The organism is Ekhidna sp. (genome assembly GCF_965247405.1).
In the GTDB taxonomy this organism is placed as follows: Bacteria; Bacteroidota; Bacteroidia; order Cytophagales; family Cyclobacteriaceae; genus Ekhidna.
Genome location: NZ_OZ252014.1, coordinates 3,131,115 through 3,155,236 on the forward strand (window position 1 = coordinate 3,131,115; position 24,122 = coordinate 3,155,236).

Here is a 24,122-nt window from a genome sequence, read left to right on the forward strand (position 1 = left end):
AAATGAAAAAGCTATTGTTATTACCTCTTCTTTTTGTAGCCGTTCTAGGAACAGCTTCAGCACAAAAAGTAATCGTGAGAACGTACGTAGAGAAGACTCATATGAGTCCAAAAACAGGAACTGCTATCGGGTTTGAAAACAGATTCCGATGGGAGTACGGAGCATTCTTCCAGGAAGCCTCTTTAATGGAATCATTCATGATGAGTGAGGAAGAAATGGAAGCATTGTCACATCAATATGAGAAGGAATTTGCAGGTGTATACTTCGCTGTTCCTATCGTATCCCGCGAACAATTTGTAGTAAAAGCAAACGTACGTACCGGAATGTCCAATGGTGAAAACTTCGTGATTACACCATCGGTGCTGGCAGACTATCAGCCGATGAAGCACATCAGCATTGGTATGGGTGTGGGCTCGCGAGCTTTCCGTCCTACGCTACAAGCCTCCGTTGCACTTTCCTTCTAATTAAAAATTTCAACAGTTAAAGAATCACAAAATCCATTTTGATATGAACGCTCAAATGATCACCCGCACTCGTCAGGAAGAAGAGTCTCCTCTGAGGCTCATAAAAAGTGAACTTAAAGTGCTAAACATTCAGTATAACCGGGCTTTAAATATCATCTCAGCTATTGGCTGGAGTACCAGTCAGGATACCTGGGTAAAGTACCTGCAGATATTAGCAGATATAGAGTCCCACTTGTTGCAACGAGATGAATTGAATATTTATTTAAAGCTGAATATGATCAACACATCCAGTACAAAATACATATTCAAAATCATAAAAAAATTGAATCAAGCTTACTCTCAGGGAAAAAAGGTCCGACTTTTCTGGAGTTGTAATACGGAACATGATTGTGAAATGATCGATACAGGTTTAGATCTGAGAGGATTATCTCACTTTCCATTCGAAATAAATTACGCAGGTAAAAAATATTAGAGCAGGTGCGCTGAAGCGGTAACTACTAAAGTGAGTTAGATTTTTTGTGTGATTTGTTTAGACACCATGCTTTTAGCATGGTGTTTTTTTTTTGGCCATAAAGAAACGCAGGATACAAAAAGAAATGCATGCATTTACGCGACCATCTGATCAAAGCTGATTCCTGGCTACTTTTCGAAAACATGATAGTCAGAATGCTGAAGGACGAGTAAGTCTGTCTCCAGAGGCTGATTCTCAGTAGTCAGATGTGACGTATTTAGTTATGCTTTTTATCATCCTTAGATCCCTTAGTTCATCCTCCGTATTTCCCTCTGCGTGATTCTCGTATTGACCTAAGTGCTTCCCCGATACGCATCTCACGGACTTTTTTGCGGGTATTTCTGAATCTTTTCAAACCCGAAAATCACTCTCACACAGGCCCTAGCATTTTCTGACTTTTGAATTATCAAACAAACAAAAACACATAAGAAAATGAAAAAGCTATTGTTATTACCTCTTCTTTTTATAGCCGTTCTAGGAACAGCTTCAGCACAAAAAGTAATCGTGAGAACGTACGTAGAGAAGACTCATATGAGTCCAAAAACAGGAACTGCCATCGGGTTTGAAAACAGATTTCGATGGGAGTACGGAGCATTCTTCCAGGAAGCCTCTTTAATGGAATCATTCATGATGAGTGAAGAAGAAATGGAAGCATTGCCACATCAATATGAGAAGGAATTTGCAGGTGTATACTTCGCCGTTCCTATCGTATCCCGCGAACAATTTGTAGTAAAAGCAAACGTACGTACCGGAATGTCCAATGGTGAAAACTTCGTGATAACACCATCGGTGCTGGCAGACTATCAGCCGATGAAGCACATCAGCATAGGGATGGGCGTTGGCTCGCGAGAATTCCGTCCTACGCTTCAAGCGTCTGTTGCACTTTCCTTCTAAATAAATCCATTCAAGTATTATAAATCCATTTGATATGAACGCTCAAGAAATAACTCAGAACTGCCAGGAAGGAACATCGCCACTAAGAGTGGTAAAAAGTGACCTGAAAGTATTCACCGTCCGCTACCTGGAGTCTCTAAATCTGATCACTGCAGTAGGGTGGAGCATCACCGACGATGCGTGGATCAAGTACTGCCAGATGATGGCAGACATTGAGCTTCACCTAAAGAGAAATGAAGAGCTAAAGGTTTATTTCAAATTGGAATTAATGAACACCTCTTCAGCAAAATATCTCTTCAAGGTATTGCAGCGACTAAATGAAGCCCATGCATCGGGTAAGGATGTGAAGATCTACTGGAGCTGCGCCTCTGCGGATTACAGCCGCGAAATGGTAGAAACTGGATTGGATATGGCAGGTATGTGTGATTTCAGTTTCCAAATAACAGAAGCATAACAGCAACCAAGTCAAACACCACAGAACAATGAAAAAGCTACTGATCATATTCGTCTTACTTGTTGGAGCTTCGTTTTCCGGCTTTGCTCAGACACTCACCGGTCAAACCTATCTGCAAAACACAGTAATGGGCCTTCAGAAAGGATTTGGTTTGAGAATCCAGACAAACAAAGGCCTTGGGGTCGGACTGGTACACCAGTCAAACCTGAGATCAACCAAAGAGGGGTTGAATGAAAAGTATCCTTTCTATGGAATAGAAACAGTAGTACCACTGACCAAGTGCGGAAACATGAGATTTTTTCTCACACCCAAAGCAGGATTTGTAAATGAAGACTTCTTCGTACTGATCCCGGAGGTGGAGACAGAGATCAAGATCACGGATACATTCTCTGCTGCAATCACTGCAGGAATACGTGCCCGGGAGTCCGCTACAGGAATCAAACTACTCATACACCTATAATCACAAAGTCATGTATAAACTATTGATAGTCATAATTATAGCAGCTCTTTTTTCCTGCGAGCCAACAATGGAAGATCCATATGAGAGCTTCATCATACCGGCAGGTAAACATGACAATGGCTGGAAGATGCAATCACTGCAATCAAAGAGGTTAGACTTCTCCGTTATTTTCGATCAGTCTGCTATTTACGAAACTATCACCAAAGAAAACCAACACGACATTAATAAGCTCATGGGCTTTTCGGATTGCAATTCGATGCACCATGAAAACAGCGCTCGCTTTGGATGGAGATGGCTGGAAGGCAAGCTGGAAATACATGCTTATGCCTATGTGAATGGAGAGCGCATTACCACATACATCGGCGATGTGGCACTAAACGAACCAACTGATTATCAATTGCAGATCACAGCAGATCACTATGTCTTCTATCTGCAAGGGTACGATCCGGTACGCATCAAACGAGGAGCATCATGCGACAAAGGGCTCTACTACATGCTGTACCCCTACTTCGGTGGGGACGAGGTAGCGCCGCATGACATTCTCATTCAAATATTAACGAAATACTAAACGAATAAACTAGAACTTAAATGATAACCACCATGCAAGTACTAAAAACAGAAAAACCGAATATCAATGATCAAATCGATCAGTTTGAGGGAAGCATCTTCCTGAATGTAGGGAAACAAATTCAACGCATCTCCCTGAGGAGCATTGAGTACATCAAGGGATATGGAGACTATATGAAAGTGAAGTGTAATGAGAAAAGCCATACTGTACACATCACCATGAAGAGTCTTCAGGAAATCCTTCCATCAACAGATTTTTATCGAGTGCACAAATCATACATCATTCGATTAGACAAAATAGAGCGAGTTACATCCTCTCATGTAGAAATAGATCACACCCATATTCCGATAAGTAGAAACAACAAGCAAGAGCTGCTTTCGCTTATTCCCTGGGTGAAATAGAAATATGTTTTTTGGTGGTTAGTAATAGGGCGGCTCAAAAGTGAGCTGCTCCTCTTACTCCTTCAAGGAACCAGGTAGAGATCACCGCCATACACAAAATGTTGTGAAGCAAGCTGAAGAAGAGAATGAAGCTAAGCACCACACGAAGGAATTGTTTGCATCAACATTTAAGACATGTGTTTTTTGGTGGTTAGTAATAGGGTGGCCCAAGGCCGGGCCACTCTTATTTTCTCTACGCAAATCACACAAGAGAGGTAAGGATTTTCCTGAAATATTCGAATAGTCTTTTCACTCTCACATCCATCATCACCATTTGTCAATTTTGAACTTATAACCATGAAAAAACCATTTATGAAAACTATAAAGCAAATGTTCGTCATCTCTTTAGCAGCTATTGGGATGACATTCACCTCATGTTCTGAGGATGATTTTAAACCGCTCAATGATGGTGAAGTACAATTCTCTTTTCAGGCTCCTGCTGACACCAGCACTGGTGGAAGGGCCGGAAGAGCAGAATCAAGTGCCTCGCCAGCAAATGTGGTTATCACTATTGAAGATAACACAGGCGAAGAAATTTATTCGCTGGAAAAAATGCCACTGATCGAATTCAGTGGAAGCTATGTAACCGATCCGCTTACATTAAGTCCTGGTTCTTACAAAGTAACTGAGTTTCTTGTGACCGATGAGGACGACAATACGATCTATGCAGCACCAAAGTCAGGGAGTGATGTAGCCTACCTTGTAACCAATCCACTTGATATAGATTTTTCTATAGTAGGAGATCAGGTGACTTCCATTTCTCCGGAGGTGCTAAGCACAGCATTGCTTACCGCTGCGGAATTTGGGTATGCGAGTATTACATTCAGCACGGTTGAGACCTTCGATATCCTGATTTCAGCGATGAGATATGTATACTTCAGCGGTTGGAAATTAACCGATGCAACGGTAGTGATCAAAGGAGATGGAACAGCGATTTTGAATAAAAATATCGCTTCTGAAACTACACAGCTAACAGTCAATGATGGATATGAATCTTACGAGATCATTGTATCTAAACCAGGGTATACGACTGTTTCAGGCACGTTTACCAATGCTGAGATGAAAACATTTTTTGACAGTCCGCTAGTAGCACAGCTTACTGCGCAATAAGAAATAAACATGAATTTGGAAGCCCATCTATTATATAGATGGGTTTTTTTGCGTTAATCAGGTTAATCCATTTTAATCAAAAAAACATTGAGGTCAGAGCCACGTGCAAAACAAAACATTTCAAAAAATGTTAGATGAATTTCAGAGCTAAGTCTTTTAGTCATATCATTGTAAAAAGCAAAGTAGAAATTATGAAAGCATCATACGATCGATTATTTAAAGGAAATGACGAATGGATAAAGGAAAAGCTCAAGCTTGATCCAGAGTATTTTAAACGACTAGCCAAAGGTCAGAAGCCGGAATTCTTGTGGATTGGCTGCTCGGATAGTAGGGTGCCGGCCAATGAGATCACCGGTACAGAATCAGGTGAAATATTTGTTCATCGAAATATTGCCAATCAAGTGATTCATTCCGATACGAATATGCTCAGTGTCCTGCAATATGCTGTGGAGTACCTGCATGTTAAACATGTAATTGTTTGTGGTCACTATGGATGTGGCGGTGTTAAGGCGGCCATGGACACTCAGTATGTGGGCCTGGTTGGTCGATGGCTAGCGCATATTAAAGATATTTTTCAGTTAAATAAACAAACACTTGATGAGATTAATGACCCAGAAGCTCGAGAAAAACGAATGGTTGAATTGAATGTAATTGAGCAAGTGCACAATCTTGCCAAGACTTCCATCGTACAAAAAGCCTGGAAAAAAAGAGAATTAGAAATCCATGGATGGGTTTATTCGCTTGAAGATGGAAGAATCATTGACCTTGATTGCAAATACTCCAATATAGATCAGTTGGAGCCTATCTACCGATTTTCAGGTATTTAGACTTAAATCAAAGTAGATAATAATTCTAGTAGAATTAAAGATTAAACTAGAAAAGGCAAACCGGATCAATCTCATTAAAACGTTTGGTTTTAATTATAGAGATGATCCGGCAACCTATCAACCTAACCCAAAGGGATGCCTTTAATATTTATCGATGGTCATTACCAGTCGTTTTCCAAACCGTATCAATTCAGCTACTTCTTTTTCTTTTTTCTTCTTGTCAAAACGATAGATGATCAATTTAGGGCCGTTGCTTTCCAGGTGATAAATTGGGTTTGATTCAATGAATTGTAGTACTACGGGCTTGAAAAATTTTCTCACTTCATCTTCATTTGGCCCTTTCAGGAGAAACTTATCTGAAAACACCGGGTGATCATCAAAGTCAATATCCTTGCTATTGGCCATATTAGTAACTTTTTCAAAGAATCCCTCTTTCTCCATCGTGAATACTGGCCATGAAGCATTGCTTTGCTCTGGCTTTATTATCAATGCCGGTAGTAAGTCAGTTGCAGCTTTAGTTCTCAGGTCTGTGTCGTAAACCACCTCTGCAAAAATGAATCTGTAGTTTTCGAATGATCCGGAAATAAGATTTTGAGCATAGCTGATCCTGCCGGAACGGCTAAAGCTAAAGTCTCTGAAATCTTCAAAGGACATGGTTTTTCCTGGTTCAAAATCCCATCGATTGGATTTCGAAATATCAAGAAGCTCTATTTGATGACTATTTAATTTCTCCCCGTATCCAACTGTATTATTCCCGGCAACTTTAGCTGCCAATGGATGATCTGATACAGCGATGAGGTGTTCTTTATTCTTAAGTTCTAGTTTTTTCCCTTCTTTTTCCCACTCATCTTTGAGCTCATGTAAGTGGGTACGAAAAGTATGATCTATTAAATTGACATTTTTGAAATCCAGAATGAGATGCCCCTTATCGTAGTGATTTTCTATTTCTTTTTTTAATGATAAATAGTTCGAAAAAATAGCTGAATGATGTAATTGAATGGTACCAACATCTTCATTTTCTTCATTATCAACATAGTTCAACTTGGTGCGAAACAGGTATCTCAGTGGAGCCCCATGAAAAAGATGCAGGATCAGTTTCATTAAAATACCAGCCGCGATACCTATAATCAAATCTGTAGCAAGCACCATCAAAAGTGTAGTAACGAAAATGAGTAATTGTTCTTTTCCAATCTCCCACACATGCTTAAACTCTGCAGGGGCTGCTAATTTGAACCCTACATGAATAAGCATTGCAGCTAAGGCGGCTAGCGGAATCTGTTCTATGATTGGTTTTCCAAACAATAGGAAGATGAGCAAAAAAGCACCATGGAAGAAATTAGCCCATTGTGTTTTGGCTCCATTGGTGATGTTTGCTGAACTACGTACTATCTCAGATATCATGGGCAAACCCCCAACAAACCCAGAGATGGCTGAACCACCTCCCATTGATGCCATATCTCTATTGAGATTAGATTTCCTTTTATACGGGTCAAGGGTGTCTACTGCAGAAGCACTCAATAGAGACTCAATACTGGAAACCAACGCAATACTTACCACAGCAATCCAAAAAGCCCCGGTTCCGATCATTCCGAAATCAGGAAAAACGATTCCATCTACGATACTGTCAGGTAGATGTACTAAGTATTTTGGACCAATGACATAATCATTGCCTACCAGATTATAGTGGTGCTCATGGAAAAGATCAAAAAAGTGAGATATGGGAATAGTGACAATGATGACCCACATAGGAGCAGGGATCATTTTTATGGGCTTAAAGTTGACCCTCGGATGACCTACCAATATGAATAAACTCACCATTGCTATCAGTGCGATCTCAGGATTCATATTGGAAAATGCTTCCGGGATTTGAGAAATAGTGTGAAAGAGACTATGTCCACCGCCTTCAGCTTTAGTACCCAAAGCCACAAAAAGCTGCTTGATCATGATAATTACCCCAATAGCAGCTAGCATTCCGTGTACAGCTGCAGCTGGAAAAAAATCACCTAGCTTGCCCACTTTTAGCATCCCAAAACCTACCTGGATTAGACCAGCCACTACAATTGCTGCCAGCGCAAACTTGTATCCGGCAAGTGGGTCTCCAGCACCCATAGACTCTACTGCAGCTAAAGTGACCACAATTAGTCCTGCTGCAGGACCACTGATGGTTACATATGACCCGGTTATTCGAGACATCAACATACCTCCAACGATGGCCGCAGTGAGACCAGCCATAGGTGGTACACCTGATGCAAGTGCAATACCTAAACAAAGAGGTAATGCAATAAGCGAAACCATAAAACCGGAAAGTAGATCGTCTTTCCAATGAGCTTTTAATCCGGCAAGGCCGGTAAGTGGTTTTTTATCTAATAAAGTATTCATAATCTCTTTGATTCAATTAATTAAGATGAACGGTGAGCAACTGGGTGATAACTTTTTGTATGAGGGCCTAAGAAGAGCCTTATATAAATTCTAATAGTGGATAGCCCACTGAAAATGGCAGAAAGAGCTACCAAAAGGGTAAGCCAAATCTGATCTTCATGAATATGACTGAAGATCAAATCTTCACCCAGGAAGGTAGGAGTAACCGGAAATCCAGCTAAGCCAAGGCAAGACAGCAGGAATATAAATGCCAGGGACTTGTGCTCGTATACATGCCCATAAAACCCATTTAGATCCACATGACTTTCTGATTTCCTAAGCTTAATCAGGACAGCCAGACCCACGACTAAGGATACAGCTACACCGGATAAATAAATTAGGGTATGAGAATAGCTAAAATGCTCATTAAAGGAAACCGCTAAAGCAATCCACAAATGACTAAAGGCAACCAAACTAAAGCTGTAAATGGGACTCTTTCGTTCGATAAAAGATCTGAGGGAATGCAACACAGCAATCATCGCCAGTACATTTGAGAATAGGTGAAGTGTGTCTTCGGTCATGCTCCCTTCTATCAATACAAAGCAGGCAAATAGAAAAGCCGGACCAAGGATAAAACCTGTACTCTTACTATTTAGAAAGTTGCAGGTTTTCCCTAGTTTTTTAAATGGATTCCATAAAAACCTGAATTGGTAGGTATCCAAATTCCATTCTTTTACACTGAACACATAGATGGAATTGAATAGCTTTCTAAGGAATCCAGTTCGTTTTGTTTCCTTAGGTAATGAGGTATAGAACTGTTCTCTAATCAGATATGTAACTGTGGATGGAGATACCAGCAATTGATAAGTTCTTAAAAAAGCATTACCCGAAAAATGAATTAGAGCAACAACTTCAAGTCCTAAAGCAACCTCAATAAATATTAAACCAATCTGAGCAATGGAAGAGTATGCGATCTGTGATTTAACTGTTGATTGTACATTTCCGATGAAGGTTGCTATTATACTGGTACCAAAACCAGCTATCCCTACAACCCATCGAAATACATCCAGATGTTCCCAGAAGGGAAATGTCCTGAGCAAAAAGAATATACCAATGTGTACAGAAAGAGAACTATAAAAAATTGCACTTGAAGGAGTTGGTCCTTCCATTGCACGTGGGAGCCAGGATGAGAAAGGAAACTGAGCAGACTTTACACTAGCTGAGATCAATATCATTATTGAAATAAACAGACTCATTCCATAGTGGCTGTGCACTTCCGCATCCACAAGGTCATAGTTGTTAAGTTCCAGAAATGTCACATTGTGGTGCCACAAGTGATGACTCATCCACATAGCGAGGATCATTGCGATATCGCTGAGACGATAAACCGAAAATACTTTATATGCATTTCGTACTGGTAAATATCGATCTCGATAAAAGGCAATCAGTAGAAAGGATGACAAACCAAGCACTTCCCATCCGATGAATAGGGTTTCAAAATTTCCTGAAAGAATAATAATATTATATCCCAGATAGAAAAATAAGATGGTATTGAAAAAGCGCTTGTAACCCTCTTCTCTATGTAAATAATAGCGGCTATACAGCGTAATTAAAAAGGTTAGAACAGATCCTACGACAAGGAAAACAGCTGTGACCCTGTCAAAATAAAAATCTACGAAGAACTCATACTCAGGTGCGCTATAGATTACAAATTCTTTAATGTTCAGCACTTCCCCTCCTGAAAAACCCCAATAGAGGGTAAAAGTTATGGACGTTATGTTTTGAATTCCTGCAGTTCCAAAAGCGACCCGTGAATGAAGTGCCTCATTTCTTCTATGAACCAGTAAGCTTCCTAAAAGTCCAAGAAAGGGGATAATCAGGAATATGGGTAATATGTTAATCATCACTTCTCTCATTTCAATAAATACACAGGTAGATTTCCATCCGTAGATTCAATGGCCGTATGGAGGTATTCAATGACCACCGCTTCCAGATTTTTACTTATAGGATCATAATATTCAAATGAGCCATCCTTGAATCGATAAACTTTGCCGTCTAAAGGGTTTACTACACATAGGATGACCCACTCATTAATAAACCATTCGTATGTGGCTTCTGAATTTTGAATGGTTTTCAAAACCACCTCTGGGTCATGCTCAATGACCATCATCAGCCGAAGTGGATCATGTATTTCCACCATTTGTATAGGAAGACCTGGTCTAAGATCACCTTCAAACCCATTTGCAACGCCAATTAATCCCATAACATTGTGAGGCAATTTTGATCCGGCACCCAATTTTTCATTGTCGACTCTGGAGAAATAATACTCGAGATTGATGCCGCCACATACTGGTGCAGCAGCATTGATGATACTGCTTAGATACTTTCCATCAGGATCCAACTCATAATTGTAGCTATTTAAAAAAGCCCTACGATCAAGGAATAAGTGATCATGAATATGTTTTCTTCCGATGATGCACAAGGTATTAGTAGCATGGTTTAGTTCAGGTCGTGGTTCAAACAGTGAAACCGAACGCTCTTTTACTTTTTTATGTATGGTCTTCGGTACCTGTTTGGTATCAATGGAATTAAATCTTCTCGATCGCTCTTTAGCGTTCGCACGAAGGGCTTTTTCAAAGACCAGAATATTTTTTTTATGAGACTCGTCGTTTTCTTCGCTCAATAGCTCTTCATCAAAAAATCTAAATTCATCTCGTGTCGTATCGTGTAATCCACCAATGAACTCTGTGGTATCTGGAATATCAATCCCTCTTTTTCTAAGTATGGTCCTTACTCCCTGATGATTGGCCATGTAACTGAAAGCTCTGGCATTCGCAGATCCAGGTCTACCAGAGCAGGCACCACAGTCGTATCCAGCATAGTGGGTGTTGTTTGCACTGCTGGCCCCATGTCCAATAATGTATATCAGAGGTGCAAATAGCTCTGTGGTACCAGTGCTGCGAAGTACCATTTCCACACGATCAGCCATTTCTTTAACCGTATAGCCAATCTGTAAACCGTCTTTTTTGTGGTACTTGCTCCTGTTTTCTACCGTAAGTGCAGAATAGCTATCCATATGAGAAAATGAATAGGAAGAAGCCGGACTCACACTTGGTCTGAAGATATTGAACATCAATTTGATTGCAGACCAAAAGCCCAGCGTCTGACTGATCAACCACCCCCTGAAAAGCCCATGTGAAGATTTGTTGAAATGCAGATCTGAAGTATTATTTCGGTCTGTTGAAACTTCCTTGATCAGGTGTTTTGGAGTAATAGGAAGCGGGCAAACTTTTGAGTAGAACTTACCATTCTTTGGTTGATAATACATGTCAATAGCAAAGTGCCCGGGTGTACCATAGGTAGCACAGTCAGGATCAAAGTGTTCGATGTAGCGTCGGATGGAACACTCTCTGTCATCGATACAGAAGAATGCTTCAAAGGATGGTATCTCTGTTTTTGGCTTAAGTCGTTCACCAACCATAACCCCAGCCAAGACCTGATCATAATAGGTCCATTCGTAGGCTTCCTGCCAGATTACTATTAGGTCATCATATTCATTCCATTCTGTTTCACATAGGATGTCTAATCGGTGCTTCTTTTCTGCTACTTCTGCAAGAGGTTTCCATTTATTGCCCAGTGCATTATCCAGATTATCAATTTCCAATAAGCACTCCAGTATGATCATTTCTTTCAAGCTGATCTTTCTGCCATCCAGAAGTGAGCCAGGTTGACTTTCAATAACGCTGATAAGCCCAGACCATCCCGGATGGGCGAACTGCTGATCAAATAAGTATTGTTTATATAAGGCTTCATCACCTAGCAATAGTTCTAATAAGCATTCTAGTGACGTATGTGGATCGAACAGTAGATCTCTCGCACGCTTTGTTTTGAAAAAAGAGATGAAACTGTTCTTCTCTATTTCGATGATTGAAGAAAGAAAACTCTCTTTGTTAACTGGAAATTTGGTTATTGCAATGCCTTGATCCAGATAGCTATTGAGTATTCTAAAAAGATTGGTGTGAACAATGGTATTAAGGTCAAGTTTGAAACGCTCTTTCCAAAGCGTACGTAGATGTCCTATCTTACCTTCATTGAATTCTTCATAGTCCATTTCAATGAGTCGAGACTTCCAGACATTTAATTCGCCGTGCCCTTTTCTTCTCAAAATAGTATTTTCGAGAATCTCTTTATTAATCTTTCCTTCATTATAGAGCTTTCGATACTCCCTAAGCGACAATGAAGTTTTGTACCCAAAAGTTTTGGATGCCTTTCTTATAGCCTGCTCAAATGGGAGACCCTGAAAGGCATGTAAAGTATTATGATGCACAAAGTCTTTAAGTGGTGCTTGTGCTGGCAAGTAATGTTTGAGTTCTTTCAGGATTTGTTCTTCCTGAAAAATATTTGTTGACGACATGAGTTTTTTGTAAACTGATCTAAGCAATGATTACTGGTGGATGACCACCAATGGCGAGAAGTAGCTGGTCAGTTTATCGCTAGCAACAGAGCTTTAAATTGCAATACAGAATGTATTTGCCATGAGATTGGAATGGTAGTGAACGCGAATCGCTTTTGCGACTACCAAACGTTGACGATTCATTGAGTATCAGGTAAGTTTCCTCATGGCCTGCCTCATATAGTCCGAATAATATATTATGAAAGGGCTTACCTTCTTTTAACTCTTCAAAGCTATCCTCTATCTCATATCTTTCTTTTTCACCAATGGAGCTATCATACGTAAGGCTCGACAAGCAAAACGTTAATAGTAAAATAATTGATATGATATGTAATAATGAGCCTTTCATCAGGATTCGGATTCAAATATAAATTAATTGTTATATGAAAAGCAATTAATAGCTATTAAAAATGTAATAAATGTTACATTTGTATGTATGAAAAATAATGAACCAATCAAATACCTTAAAAATCAATTTGATTTTAAATCTGATTTTCTTTTCAGCGAGCTTTCGAAAGAAGAGGTAAATCGTATTCGGTCATCATTTGAACCTATTCAGTTTAAGAAGGGAAGTAAACTCTTTTACGAAGATGGAATACCAACGGGTGTTTTTTTGATAGAAAGTGGGCTTACAAAGAAGTTTAAAACAGTAATGAGTGGAAATGAACAGATATTTTACATTTATACAAATGGAGATTTACTGGGCTATCATGCGCTTCTTTCTAACGAACGTTATCAGGATACGTGTGAAGCTATTGAGGATACTAGCGCCAATTTTATTAGCAAAGAAAATTTTTTAAAGCTTCTTGATAATATTCCGGTTTTGAAGGAAAACCTTTTACGCAATTTGGCTCACGAATTTGGTGTGCTTGCAAATACAATAGGAATTCTTGCTCAAAAAACTCAGAATGTACGACTTGCACTATTTCTCCTAATAGTTGAAGAGCGATATAGGAAGTATGATCATCTGAAAGGTGGTATCAGGCTTTCAAGGTTTGATCTAGCCAACCTTATTGGTGCCACAAGGGAGAGTCTGGGGAGATCTCTAAAGGAATTTAAGGAAAAGGGATTGATAAGTATTGAGTCCAAGGCTATCAGAATCACTGATTACGAAAGGCTCTTTGCAATACTGAAAAGGGAAAGGTCAAAAGCAAATGTGGTCGAATGAATAAAATTTTAGGAAGATGAAAAATTATGGAACTATTGGAATCTTGGTACTGATGGTCATAGCGATATTATTGTATGTATCACAAGAAAAAGATTCGTCAACTAAGCCTCTTACTGGCAAACAATCAAATGGGCATGTGTATACTTTAAAAGTGTATCAGGATCGATTTGCAAGAAATAATTATCATCTGGAAAAGGCATTGGAATCGATCAATAAACTTGAAGAATGGGATTACACAGTTAGTATTACTGAAGATGCTTCCACAACACTCAAAATTCTCCACCACAGGAGTATCGTTCATTTGGAGGAGATAATAAAGTCTGTAAAATCATACGAAGAGTACCCCAATCTGAGTGAAAGAAAAATTCTTGAAGAAGCAATAGAAAGACTTGAGAAGATCGATAATGAGATTTTAGGAGATTCCTTGAATAGTGAAGATGTTTATGAAGCATTTGATTTTACGTTAAATGCACTAGCGAAAGCTGAAGTGAAATTATATGAATCTGCTTTGAAGAGCAACCAAAATGAGTTGGCTAAACTTAGCTTAATACAGGCGCAAATTCATGTTAAAAATGCATTTCTGCTAGACTATTCAAACCACTCTAACCGAACGAAACACTTTGATTTGGAAGTAGAGGTATTCAATGAAATAGACAGCTTGATTAAATCAGATTCTATTTCAATTCATGAGATGGATAAGCGGCTAAGTAAGATATCCAATGAACTAGATATTCTTATGCAGGATATGAAAAAGAGGATCTAAATCATATTATCTATGAGAAAATTATTGCTCATACCACTAGGTTTTATAGCGTTTTTCTCAGCTCTTTATCTGGCTGATCAGTATAACAAGAAGAACTATCACCCCACACTTAATGAATATGCTGAGGTACCCGATAGGCACCTAATTAATTCAATTGAACAGTACTTGAGAAATGAAATTGATAAAAGTTTGGAAAGTATGGAGCAGGCGATTGAAGCTATTTGGATTCTTGAAAAAGATATGAATGGAGTTGCTGCCATTCGGGCCGAGAAGGTAGCCGCGAGCCTGGAGCAGCTTCATAAGAAAATGGTTGAGCATTCTATAGAAAGAGGAGTCTTGTTGAAGGTTTTTGAATATTCAATGAATAATCTGGCCTATGCTGAGATTTTGGTTTCACAAGAATATGCTAATAATTCAAAAACCAGTGAAGCAAAAAAGGCGCTTCATTTCGCTAAGTCTCACATACTGAACAATAACATATTTTTTGAACGGATTGAAGATTCGCCCAAGCCATTGATCAATCGAATGGACAGTCTTTTAAAAATGGAAAGGATCTCCGATTATGAGTATTTAAGTCTACTAAGTGAGATTGATAAAAGAAATCAAAAGCTAGAATTAAGCATAAAGTTTTAATAAAATGAAAAAGCAAATTACATGGATCATTATTGGGGTAGTTACCCTTTTCATGATCATTTACTTCACAGGTCAGAACAAAACTTCTGACAGTCCAACATTAAATGATTCTGCAATATTGCCTGATAGGTATCTGCGTAATGTAGATTACTATGAGCAAGAAGATAGGCATTCAACAAGTGCTTTCAACCTAGAGCGAGCTATACAGTCAATTTGGAAAATTGAGCGTGATGTGGATGATGAGAGCTATGCAAAACTAGAGCGGGCAATAGAAAGGCTTGAAGAAGTACATTCAAGCATTCTGAGGGACTCAGTTGACAGTAATGAACTACGATCTGCATTTGAGTTTGCGTTGAATAATCTGGCTCATGCCGAACTGGAAATTGCTGAAATGTATGCAGAAACTAATCAAATAGATCAAGCTAATGTTGCTCTTAAATATGCTCAACTACATATCAAAAATGCGATGCTATTTCATCAGCCTTATTGGGATCAAAACGAAAAAAAGCTAGCAATTGAAAAGAATGTTTTTGAGGAGATCGACAGTCTCATCGAAAACAATTCAGTGAGTCCGGTAGAATATACTTTGGTGTTGGATAAAATGATAAAAGAGATAGACGAGATTATTGAATCAAAGGAAAATTGAATGAATTCAAAGACAAAGTGACCTACAACGCCAGTCACAGGATGTAGGTTGGCTTTTAATTTTTAATTAATCGATATCACATAAGATCTCATTGCTTTAATGGTATTTGATCCTGCACTGGTGAATTGATACATGTCACAAAAGGCGTAGGATTTTCCACCCATTATCATTTCACCATCAAGTGCTGCTTCAGCACCATGTGTGACAATGGAATGCACAATTACCTCATCAGCAACGTAATCTTTCATAATGTTTATCTCTTTCGAAAAAGCCTCTTTGCCCTTGATTTCCTTATCTCCATATATATTCCAATGGATATCGTCAGACACATTTTTGATAATGAAATTTGCATCACCCGTGGCAAAAGCCACGTTCAGATCTTTCAGAAATTCCTTTTTTGGTGAGTTATTGCAATCTGCTTTTATTGTCACTTTTGTCATCGTTCTATTTTATTAATGTCAGGTACTTCCCTAAGTTGTCGATAATGGCCCATACCAGGATGGCGGCCATTGCAAGAGGTATAGCTAAACCAAACCCAAGGGTGAAATGGTGAGCGAGTATTCCAAACATAATCGGTGTTAGAATCAGGGCTCCAAGGGCTCGCAAACGAGGAATTATGAAAAGTAGGCCTCCAACAATTTCGAAGGTGGCAAGTAGGGGCATCAACCAGGTAATCTCTGTCATGGCCATAAACATACTCATTGCTTCTTCAGGCAGATCATCTGGCACAGGAATATAGTTGAAGAATTTATTGAGGCCTGCATTAATAAACATCAGTCCGGATAGCAGGCAGAGTACGAATAGTATTTTATTTTTCATCTTGATTGTATTACTGGTTTTTTAAAAAATTAAGAAGGCATCTGGCTGGGATCCATCCAGAAAAACTCCCAGCAGTTTCCATCCAGATCCTCAATGCTTCGGCCATACATAAAACCGTGATCTTCAGCCTCTTTATATTCAGTACCTCCGGCATTCAACGCTTTTTCAATGATTGCATTGACTTCATCCTTGCTTCCCATCTGAATCGCATTGATAGCGCCACATGCTTTGGAGTTATCTGCTACTTCTTTGTGTGGAATGAACGATTGAAACCGCTCTTTTTCCAATAGCATAAAGATGATTCCTTCGTCTACAATCATGGAGGTGGAAGTCTCATCGGAAAATTGCTCGTTGAAGGTGAATCCAAGTTTGGCAAAAAAGGTTTTTGAACGTTCAAGATCCTTGATCGGGAGGTTCACATATAGTTGTTTAGGCATAGTTGATTATTCTTAATTCTATTTGGAGACAGGTTGTAAAACGCTAAGCCTGGATCCTTCTGTATCCAGAAAGGATACATACAATCCAGTTCCTGGAATTAGCATTGGGTCACCCAGTACTTCTCCTCCATTTTCTTTGATCTTCAAAATCGTTTCATTGATGTCCTTGACAGCAATAACAATGGAGGGGTACTGGGCTGGCCAGTCATCTTTGAACGGGAACATCCCACCGTTGATAGCACCGGCAGCCTCTCCGGGTTTCGCATCAGATATAGCAGTGGTGAGCAATATGTAGTTGCCCATATCGGGCCCTAATTGTTCATGACTCCACTCAAAGACTTTGCTGTAAAAATTGACCGCTCTTTCGGGATTCTTATACGGAATTTCAAAATGTACTACAGGATTCATAATTAATTCTTTGGCATGTTTTCCCAATCCAAATAAATGATGTTCCATCGATGACCGTCCGGGTCCGCCAAGGCCATGCCATACATCCATCCCTGGATTTCCTGTGGCTCTGAGTAGACAGTGCCACCTGCATCTTTGATTTTTTTGGTGATCTCGTCTACATAAGCTCGATTTGGTGCACTTACCGAGATTAGAAACTCACTTCCCTTCGAAGTATCAGAGACTTTGTGCTGGGTGTATTGTTGCAATTGAGCTTCTTCTACCATCATCACCGGTACTTTCCCGATGATAAAACCAATCATTCCGGGGGAATCTCGTGTTGTTTCAAACCCAAGTGAAGTAAAGAATGCACGACTCTTTTCCAAATCCTTTACGGGTAGGTTTAACCATAATTCTTGTTCCATAATGATCGTTTTCATTTTCTATAAACCAAAGCTAGGGACAAAGATTGCTATTCTTGAAGTGTAATTACGGCAAACTGAGGGGTTGATCCCGACAGGACGTTTAGTTAATTTAGTTTTTGAAAATGAATCCACTCTGGCTCCTCCGAAGAGGAGGTTAGTGCTGCTACTGAAGTCTCCTCCTTGGAGGAGATTTAGAGGTGGGTTTAATTGACATATAATAAGGATGAGAAAAATCATTCCATACAATAAAGACTTGTCCCCTTGGCAAAGAAACTGAGAAAGGATATGACGCTTGGTGAGGTGCTATTATGGAATGAAATCAAAGGCAATCAACTAGGATTTCGATTTAGTAGACAAATACCTATTGATGAATTTATAGTCGATTTTTATTGCAAAGATTTAATGTTGGCAATTGAAGTGGACGGAAGCACTCATTATCACAAACATCATCCGGAAAAGGATGAAGAGAGACAACTAAGGCTGGAGTCTCTTGGTGTTCATTTTTTGAGATTTGACGATCTGGATGTTAAAACGAATATTGGGGGGGTGTGAATACGGTTTATGAGTGGATAGAGCAAAATGGAACCCACCCCCAGCCCCTCCGAGGAGGGGAATAGTTTAACACAGGGATCAAATGATGATGGGAAGAGGAGTTGAGGTTTCTCTGTAAAAGAAGCTTCCTCCTTGGAGTGGTTCGACATTTTGGAGATTTGGAAATGCTATGATAGTAGACAGAAAATAGATTTTAATCAAATAGAAAATGAAACATATATCACTAATCGTTCCGAATGGGGAGTTTAGTATCACAAATCTTGATCTTACCCGCCAGTTGTTTGCATGGGTAAATGATAATTCTCCCGCTCCTTTATTTGACCTGAAAATTGTAGGATTGTCAAAAGAAGCTCATGTGGTTGGTGGGTTGTACACAATCAAAACGGACTGCCACATTAAGGATATTGATCGTACTGATGTAGTAATTATCCCAGCGATGTTTGGAGACCCTCGTGAATTGATGGAACAAAACATCGACCTGGTGCCGTGGGTAGAAAAGCAGTATCAAAACGGCGCTGATCTGGTAAGTATGTGTGTAGGATCTTTTTTTCTTGGTGCCATGGGTATTCTCAATGGGAAGAAGTGTTCTACTCACTGGGGCGCAGCAGAAGATTTTCGTAAGCTATTTCCGGATGTCACATTAGAAGATGAGCGAATCGTGTCAGAATCTCATCGCATTTTCACGAGTGGAGGAGCCTTGGCATTTACCAATTTGCTGATATACCTGATTGAGCGCTATGCAGGACGTGAGGTTGCAATCGCGGCGGCAAAAGCTTACATGATTGATGTAGATCGAACCAGCCAGTCACCATTTGCCATGTTTTCCGGTCAAAAGTCTCACGAAGATGGTGAGGTGCTGAAAGCACAGGAGTACATTGAGACCCATTTTAAAGAAAAAATCAGTGTAAAAAGTTTATGTGAAGAGATAGGTATTGGAAGGAGAACATTTGAGCGCAGATTTAAAAACTCGACAACCAATACCATATTTGAGTATATCCAGCGTGTAAGGATAGAAGCTGCTAAAACCGAGCTTGAAAAGGGTATCAAAACTGTTTCCCAAATCATGTTTGAAGTAGGATACAGCGATACCAAAGCATTCCGAGAAATATTTAAACGTACAACAGGAATGACGCCTGTTGCCTATAAAGAGAAATACACTCGAATGGAGATGGTTGCTTAATCCACTAGGAAATAATTAGACCCCAGTCACATTATGATCAAAATAGACAATAAGTACCAACCCATTCTCCTGGAGGCCCTTGAGGAATTGATGTATAAACTTTCACTTCAACTAGATGACTTTAAGGGAGAGCCTCTCGGTGACGAAAGGAAAAGACTCACCAAAAAACAAGCTGAACTGGAAAAATTGCAGCATCTCATTTCTTCTCAGAAGAGTTAATAAAGGCCTATTTCGGACTGTTCATAGGTGGTTTTTACACTCTCCGATCCTTCATGCTTTTCATTTCTGGCATCATTTTTCCTTTTATCCCCATCAAAAGGTTAAGATGTTGAACTTAAAATGAACAGCCATGAGAGGACTTCTAATACTATTATTGACTGCATTGATCGGACTATCAAGTTGTTATTTTGATGAAGGGCCAAGAGGTCCCAGAGGGTACGATGGGAGGGATGGAATAGATGGAGTGGATGGAGAAGAAGGCTATGTATTCGAATACGAATTCAGTTTCACTGCTCCAGATTACAGTGAGCTGTTATTACTGCCAGATGATTTTGTGATGTTGGACTCTGATGTGATGTTGGTTTATTTTCTGTGGGAGGTAACAGAAGACGGAGTAGAAATCTGGCGATCACTTCCTCAAACCATGTATTTCAGTGACGGTGTACTAGAATACAACTATGACTTTACCAAGTACGATGCAAGTGTTTTCCTGGATGGAAACATAAACTTTGATGCGCTTGGGGCTGCATATACAGACAATTGGATAGCACGGGTTGTTGTCGTACCTGCTCAATACGGGGGTCGAGGAGGAGTGGACTACTCCAATTATGATGAGGTGAAAGCATACTTTGGACTTTCAGACACTAAACTTGGTACCTCCGGATATGTCAAAAGACCGCAATGATCGAGTTGAGCTGACCCTGAAATTGATGCAGGTGTTTTTATCCAAATATCAAATTTTGTTGTGTCAGTGATTCAACTATTTATTCAAACCCGTTTAAAACGCTGATCAAAAAGTGTTTAGTCAAATCACGAAAACAGCACAGATGGCTATCTTAGATTAATGAAGAAAACAATTGCCGGACATGTGCTGTTTTGGGTGATTTATATGGCCGCTTTCACATTTGTAGAAGGAGGCTATTCCAATCAGTTTGCTGTTGCATTTTACATGGAGCTAGGGTTTTTACCTTTTCGTTTGGCAGTTGTATACATCAATTACTTTTTTCTTTTGCCTCGATTTCTGGAAGATCGAAAGCTGGGCAAGTATTTGGTGCAGACAATATTCTTTGTTGCAATTGCAAGTTTCATGCATCGTGCATTTATGCATTTCTACTTAAATGATATTCTGTTTCCAAACTGGAATCCCGGGGTGTTTCCAAGACCTTATAAGCTCGTTCAATCTGCTTTGATTATCACTTCGCCGATGATCTTTTTGATCGGAATTGAGGTATTGCTACGTTGGCAGCACTCTGAACACCGCGCAGAGCGACTGGCGGGGGAAAAGTTAAAGGCAGAATTAAGTTACCTCAGGTCTCAGATCAATCCACATTTCTTCTTCAACACACTAAACAACTTATATGGTCTGGCAATGAAAAAGTCGGATAAAACCCCTGAAGTGGTTATGAAACTATCGGAGCTCATGAGCTATGTGCTGTATGAGGCAGATAAAGAAAAGGTACCACTAGTCAAGGAACTAGAGCAGATAGAACGGTACATCGCTTTAGAGCAGATTCGGTATGAAAACCGTTTCAGGGTAGACTTGCAAACGGAAGGAGAAATAGAGCGCGTTACTATCCCCCCACTCATCTTTCTGCCATTTGTGGAAAACAGCTTTAAACATGGTGTAAATAAATCATCGAAAGATGGGTGGATATCAATTACTTTAAAGGTGCAGGAAGAACTTATCTTTAGCATACGAAACAGTATCCCCAAAAAAACTGATGGTAATGAAAAAACTGGTGGTTTGGGGATATCAAATGTGAAAAGACGGTTAGACCTACTATATCCAGGTAAGCATATGCTAACGTGCAAGGAGGAGGAGGGTGAGTACATTGTGAATTTGACCATCCAACAATCATGAGGCTAAGATGTATTATTGTCGATGATGAACCGATAGCCCGGGAAATCCTGGAAAGCTACCTGGAGCCTATTGATCAAATTGAGGTAGTTGGTACCTGTGCAAGCGCGATTGAGGCAAGCAATATCCTCAGCAGGGAAACGATTGATTTAATTTTCCTGGATATAGAGATGCCTCAGATGAACGGCCTTGCATTTGTCAAAAATCTGGAGCATCCGCCCATGGTGATTATAACTACAGCGTATCGGGAGTATGCATTGGAAGGTCATGAACTCAACGTAGTAGACTATTTACTAAAGCCGATATCTCTCGAACGATTTATGAAGGCTGTAAATAGGGTATTGGTGCTACCTGGCAAACGTATGACCCACGAACCGTATATCTACCTGAAGGTAGATATGAAGATGGTGCAGATATATCTTAATGAGATACTATATATTCAGGGTCTGAGTAATTATGTTAGACTATTCTGTGATCAAAGGACCTTGATTTCCTATCAAAAAATGAGTCATCTTGAAGAGATTCTGCCTGATCATTTTATGCGTGCCCACCGTTCTTATATTGTAAACATTAATAAAATATCTGCCTATACCAGTCAGGATTTAGAAGTAGGAAAAACATCTATTCCAATAGGTGGAAGCTATAGAGAGCATCTAATTAACGAATTGACAAGGTATCAAGCCTGAGTCATCATTTGATTTCATCTGATATATCCACAATTACCAAATCCACCACATCTTTTGTATAACGATCAGCGACAATCAATTTCCCGTTGAATGAAATTGTTGGAATACTAAATCCAATACTACGCCCTTCTGCTTGTGTAATCATCCTTAAATCACTACCATCTGATTTAATCAAATAAATATTAAATGATCCACTCCTGGATGAAGTAAACGCAATTTGGTCTGATTGTGGGTTCCAGTATGGATTCGAATCATAACTTGGATTATTTGTAATATTCCATTCTTTACCGGTTTCAATGTTTTTCACAAAAATCTCAAAGTTTTTATCATCTGAGCCAGGTATCAAAATAGTTCTACGCCACACAATATGGGAATTGTCCGGACTGAATGATGGATACATATCCCAATGCTTCCAATTGGTTAACCTTTCTGTTTTGTTCTCTTCAATGTCGAAAGAATAGATTTCATAATTGTGTTCCTCTGATTCCAAATCTTTCTGATCCCTATTGCTATCGAAAATGATCATTTTTCCATCTGAGGAAAAAGAGGGATGCTGCTCTCGGTATTCGAGGGTATTGGTAAGGTTTTTTTCTTCTGATCCATCACTTTTCACAAGGAATAAATCCCTGTTTCCTAAAGTGTCTTCTCTTTGAAAGACAATCCATTCGCCATTTGGTGACCACCTGGGATGACTATCCTCCAAATCATTTTCTGTTAAGTTGACTACCTCATTCGTTATCAGATCAATTATTTTAAGATCACGATCAAATCCGCTTCCGGTAGAGAAGACTATTTTTTGATTGTCCGGCGAAAAGCTACCGTGCCGTTCGATATGAGGCACTACAGCACTCATAGGCGGAAATTCCTGGCCCCAGGAACAAAAAACACTTGCCCACACTATCAACAGAACTTTTGTCTTTTTATCTCCCATCATTCATCTCAACTTTTTTATGAAACTTTTTTAGCTATGATTTCTCTATCAGGTTCTTTCACAGTCAAAGATTTTATTTGATCACCTTCATGCTGAAAAGTTACTCTTACGGAAGGTGCTCCATTATAGGTAAATTCATTCTCTCCGACTTTATAAAGTGCCCCACCAAATTCGCCAATAGCACCCAGAGAAAGCATTTTTCTCATATTGAGCTGTATAGTAAATCCTTCATCTTTTCCCTCACCGTATTTGTAGTCACCAAGATATTTTGGTTTATCCTCTTCTGACACATCCTTATATTTGGGCCCATCTGCATTTCCTAATTCTTCAAGATATCCAATCAATTTTTTGCAGTTTTCTTTTTCAGTAGAAGTCAAGGTTTCCTCCATTCTTAAACTGGCTCTTGCATGACTCAAGAGACTAATACCATGTGGACCAGAGGAGGTCTGGATGCCAGGACTTAATTGAATAATTCCTTTGACGGTTTCATAGGCGCCTAAAGTAGCGAAGGTGAATATATCGGGGGTGGCACCTTTGCTCAATAGATATTGAATGATGTCTCGTCTGCCCACATGAGAAGCAGCTCCTATTGCCGATTCAAAGTCCCCAAACCGCCATTCCCAGGTAGCTCTTGCTAATTCAGGTCGATATTCAACAAGCTTTTTTACTGTGTCGAGATCAAAGTGTGATTTACCAACCACTTCATTGACTAAATCGGGTTCCAGCGAAGGATAGGCTGGGTATGGCTTACCTGATAGGGGGGTGGCTCTATTAATTTTTGGAGAAGAAAAACCGGTTAAAGGAAGTGAGAGTCCAACAATTCCGATTGCTGAATGCTGCAATGCTTTTCTTCTTGAGATGAGATTTTGTGTTTCCATA

General features: G+C 39.5%; 29 protein-coding genes. 19 read left to right on the forward strand and 10 right to left on the reverse strand.

Going from position 1 to position 24,122, the window contains the following annotated elements:
• Positions 1-2: 2 nt before the first annotated feature.
• The 9 genes from ACP14Y_RS14455 (at position 3) to can (ending at position 5,728) form a co-directional block, all read left to right on the forward strand.
• Positions 3-464, forward strand: coding sequence for a hypothetical protein (locus tag ACP14Y_RS14455; protein WP_424963642.1), 462 nt, complete (start codon positions 3-5; stop codon positions 462-464).
• Positions 465-507: 43 nt separating this feature from the next.
• Complete coding sequence (locus ACP14Y_RS14460; protein WP_424963643.1) at positions 508-936, forward strand: SiaC family regulatory phosphoprotein; 429 nt, start codon at positions 508-510, stop codon at positions 934-936.
• A 471-nt stretch (positions 937-1,407) separates the two neighbouring features.
• Positions 1,408-1,869, forward strand: coding sequence for a hypothetical protein (locus ACP14Y_RS14465; protein ID WP_424963644.1), 462 nt, complete (start codon positions 1,408-1,410; stop codon positions 1,867-1,869).
• 34 nt (positions 1,870-1,903) lie between these two features.
• The gene (locus tag ACP14Y_RS14470; protein WP_424963645.1) at positions 1,904-2,323 is read left to right on the forward strand and encodes a SiaC family regulatory phosphoprotein; all 420 of its coding nucleotides are present in this window, start codon (positions 1,904-1,906) and stop codon (positions 2,321-2,323) included.
• A 28-nt stretch (positions 2,324-2,351) separates the two neighbouring features.
• Positions 2,352-2,783 carry a hypothetical protein gene (locus tag ACP14Y_RS14475; protein ID WP_424963646.1) on the forward strand — a complete coding sequence of 144 codons (432 nt, stop codon included), beginning with the start codon at positions 2,352-2,354 and terminating at the stop codon, positions 2,781-2,783.
• 10 nt (positions 2,784-2,793) lie between these two features.
• Positions 2,794-3,351, forward strand: coding sequence for a hypothetical protein (locus tag ACP14Y_RS14480; protein ID WP_424963647.1), 558 nt, complete (start codon positions 2,794-2,796; stop codon positions 3,349-3,351).
• 32 nt (positions 3,352-3,383) lie between these two features.
• Positions 3,384-3,752: a LytR/AlgR family response regulator transcription factor gene (locus ACP14Y_RS14485; RefSeq protein WP_424963648.1), complete on the forward strand. Its 369-nt coding sequence runs from the start codon at positions 3,384-3,386 to the stop codon at positions 3,750-3,752.
• Positions 3,753-4,103: 351 nt separating this feature from the next.
• Positions 4,104-4,901 (forward strand): hypothetical protein, encoded by a 798-nt coding sequence (locus ACP14Y_RS14490; RefSeq protein WP_424963649.1) that lies wholly within the window; start codon positions 4,104-4,106, stop codon positions 4,899-4,901.
• A 134-nt stretch (positions 4,902-5,035) separates the two neighbouring features.
• Positions 5,036-5,728 carry a carbonate dehydratase gene (gene can, locus ACP14Y_RS14495; protein ID WP_424963650.1) on the forward strand — a complete coding sequence of 231 codons (693 nt, stop codon included), beginning with the start codon at positions 5,036-5,038 and terminating at the stop codon, positions 5,726-5,728.
• A gap of 141 nt (positions 5,729-5,869) precedes the next feature.
• On the opposite strand, the gene ACP14Y_RS14500 is transcribed toward can, so the two are convergent.
• Genes ACP14Y_RS14500 through ACP14Y_RS14510 form a run of 3 tightly spaced genes read right to left on the reverse strand, consistent with a single transcriptional unit; the run spans position 5,870 to position 12,500 of the window.
• On the reverse strand, positions 5,870-8,107 hold the full coding sequence (locus tag ACP14Y_RS14500; protein WP_424963651.1) for a SulP family inorganic anion transporter: 2,238 nt from the start codon (positions 8,105-8,107) through the stop codon (positions 5,870-5,872).
• A gap of 20 nt (positions 8,108-8,127) precedes the next feature.
• Positions 8,128-9,990 (reverse strand): proton-conducting transporter membrane subunit, encoded by a 1,863-nt coding sequence (locus ACP14Y_RS14505; RefSeq protein WP_424963652.1) that lies wholly within the window; start codon positions 9,988-9,990, stop codon positions 8,128-8,130.
• A gap of 8 nt (positions 9,991-9,998) precedes the next feature.
• Positions 9,999-12,500, reverse strand: a complete 2,502-nt coding sequence (locus ACP14Y_RS14510) for a YbcC family protein (RefSeq protein WP_424963653.1) — start codon at positions 12,498-12,500, stop codon at positions 9,999-10,001.
• Positions 12,501-12,975: 475 nt separating this feature from the next.
• Between ACP14Y_RS14510 and ACP14Y_RS14515 the strand changes: the two genes are divergently transcribed.
• Genes ACP14Y_RS14515 through ACP14Y_RS14530 form a run of 4 tightly spaced genes read left to right on the forward strand, consistent with a single transcriptional unit; the run spans position 12,976 to position 15,749 of the window.
• On the forward strand, positions 12,976-13,707 hold the full coding sequence (locus ACP14Y_RS14515) for a Crp/Fnr family transcriptional regulator (protein ID WP_424963654.1): 732 nt from the start codon (positions 12,976-12,978) through the stop codon (positions 13,705-13,707).
• 16 nt (positions 13,708-13,723) lie between these two features.
• Complete coding sequence (locus ACP14Y_RS14520; RefSeq protein ID WP_424963655.1) at positions 13,724-14,470, forward strand: hypothetical protein; 747 nt, start codon at positions 13,724-13,726, stop codon at positions 14,468-14,470.
• Between the two features lie 12 nt (positions 14,471-14,482).
• Positions 14,483-15,103 carry a hypothetical protein gene (locus ACP14Y_RS14525; protein WP_424963656.1) on the forward strand — a complete coding sequence of 207 codons (621 nt, stop codon included), beginning with the start codon at positions 14,483-14,485 and terminating at the stop codon, positions 15,101-15,103.
• Between the two features lie 4 nt (positions 15,104-15,107).
• Positions 15,108-15,749: a hypothetical protein gene (locus ACP14Y_RS14530; RefSeq protein ID WP_424963657.1), complete on the forward strand. Its 642-nt coding sequence runs from the start codon at positions 15,108-15,110 to the stop codon at positions 15,747-15,749.
• Between the two features lie 62 nt (positions 15,750-15,811).
• Here ACP14Y_RS14530 and ACP14Y_RS14535 read toward each other — a convergent pair whose 3' ends face one another.
• Genes ACP14Y_RS14535 through ACP14Y_RS14555 form a run of 5 tightly spaced genes read right to left on the reverse strand, consistent with a single transcriptional unit; the run spans position 15,812 to position 17,817 of the window.
• A complete protein-coding gene (locus ACP14Y_RS14535; RefSeq protein ID WP_424963658.1) occupies positions 15,812-16,189 on the reverse strand; it encodes a nuclear transport factor 2 family protein in 378 nt (125 codons plus the stop codon).
• Positions 16,190-16,193: 4 nt separating this feature from the next.
• The gene (locus ACP14Y_RS14540; protein WP_424963659.1) at positions 16,194-16,568 is read right to left on the reverse strand and encodes a DoxX family membrane protein; all 375 of its coding nucleotides are present in this window, start codon (positions 16,566-16,568) and stop codon (positions 16,194-16,196) included.
• A gap of 29 nt (positions 16,569-16,597) precedes the next feature.
• On the reverse strand, positions 16,598-17,005 hold the full coding sequence (locus ACP14Y_RS14545) for a VOC family protein (protein WP_424963660.1): 408 nt from the start codon (positions 17,003-17,005) through the stop codon (positions 16,598-16,600).
• Between the two features lie 18 nt (positions 17,006-17,023).
• On the reverse strand, positions 17,024-17,413 hold the full coding sequence (locus ACP14Y_RS14550) for a VOC family protein (RefSeq protein ID WP_424963661.1): 390 nt from the start codon (positions 17,411-17,413) through the stop codon (positions 17,024-17,026).
• 2 nt (positions 17,414-17,415) lie between these two features.
• Entirely contained in the window at positions 17,416-17,817 is a 402-nt protein-coding gene (locus ACP14Y_RS14555) for a VOC family protein (RefSeq protein WP_424963662.1), read from the reverse strand.
• Between the two features lie 261 nt (positions 17,818-18,078).
• Here ACP14Y_RS14555 and ACP14Y_RS14560 point away from each other — a divergent pair, with 261 nt between their 5' ends.
• The 6 genes from ACP14Y_RS14560 (at position 18,079) to ACP14Y_RS14585 (ending at position 22,312) form a co-directional block, all read left to right on the forward strand.
• A complete protein-coding gene (locus tag ACP14Y_RS14560) occupies positions 18,079-18,369 on the forward strand; it encodes an endonuclease domain-containing protein (protein WP_424963663.1) in 291 nt (96 codons plus the stop codon).
• Positions 18,370-18,577: 208 nt separating this feature from the next.
• Positions 18,578-19,549: a GlxA family transcriptional regulator gene (locus ACP14Y_RS14565; protein WP_424963664.1), complete on the forward strand. Its 972-nt coding sequence runs from the start codon at positions 18,578-18,580 to the stop codon at positions 19,547-19,549.
• 33 nt (positions 19,550-19,582) lie between these two features.
• A complete protein-coding gene (locus ACP14Y_RS14570; RefSeq protein ID WP_424963665.1) occupies positions 19,583-19,768 on the forward strand; it encodes a hypothetical protein in 186 nt (61 codons plus the stop codon).
• Positions 19,769-19,898: 130 nt separating this feature from the next.
• The gene (locus ACP14Y_RS14575) at positions 19,899-20,453 is read left to right on the forward strand and encodes a hypothetical protein (protein ID WP_424963666.1); all 555 of its coding nucleotides are present in this window, start codon (positions 19,899-19,901) and stop codon (positions 20,451-20,453) included.
• A gap of 159 nt (positions 20,454-20,612) precedes the next feature.
• Positions 20,613-21,629, forward strand: a complete 1,017-nt coding sequence (locus ACP14Y_RS14580) for a sensor histidine kinase (protein WP_424963667.1) — start codon at positions 20,613-20,615, stop codon at positions 21,627-21,629.
• Positions 21,626-22,312 (forward strand): LytR/AlgR family response regulator transcription factor, encoded by a 687-nt coding sequence (locus ACP14Y_RS14585; RefSeq protein WP_424963668.1) that lies wholly within the window; start codon positions 21,626-21,628, stop codon positions 22,310-22,312. Before ACP14Y_RS14580 ends, ACP14Y_RS14585 begins: the two co-directional genes overlap by 4 nt.
• 4 nt (positions 22,313-22,316) lie before the next feature.
• On the opposite strand, the gene ACP14Y_RS14590 is transcribed toward ACP14Y_RS14585, so the two are convergent.
• Together ACP14Y_RS14590 and ACP14Y_RS14595 are read right to left on the reverse strand one after the other, a co-directional pair.
• On the reverse strand, positions 22,317-23,165 hold the full coding sequence (locus tag ACP14Y_RS14590) for a hypothetical protein (RefSeq protein WP_424963669.1): 849 nt from the start codon (positions 23,163-23,165) through the stop codon (positions 22,317-22,319).
• Positions 23,166-23,260: 95 nt separating this feature from the next.
• The gene (locus ACP14Y_RS14595; RefSeq protein WP_424963670.1) at positions 23,261-24,121 is read right to left on the reverse strand and encodes a hypothetical protein; all 861 of its coding nucleotides are present in this window, start codon (positions 24,119-24,121) and stop codon (positions 23,261-23,263) included.
• Position 24,122: the final 1 nt, after the last annotated feature.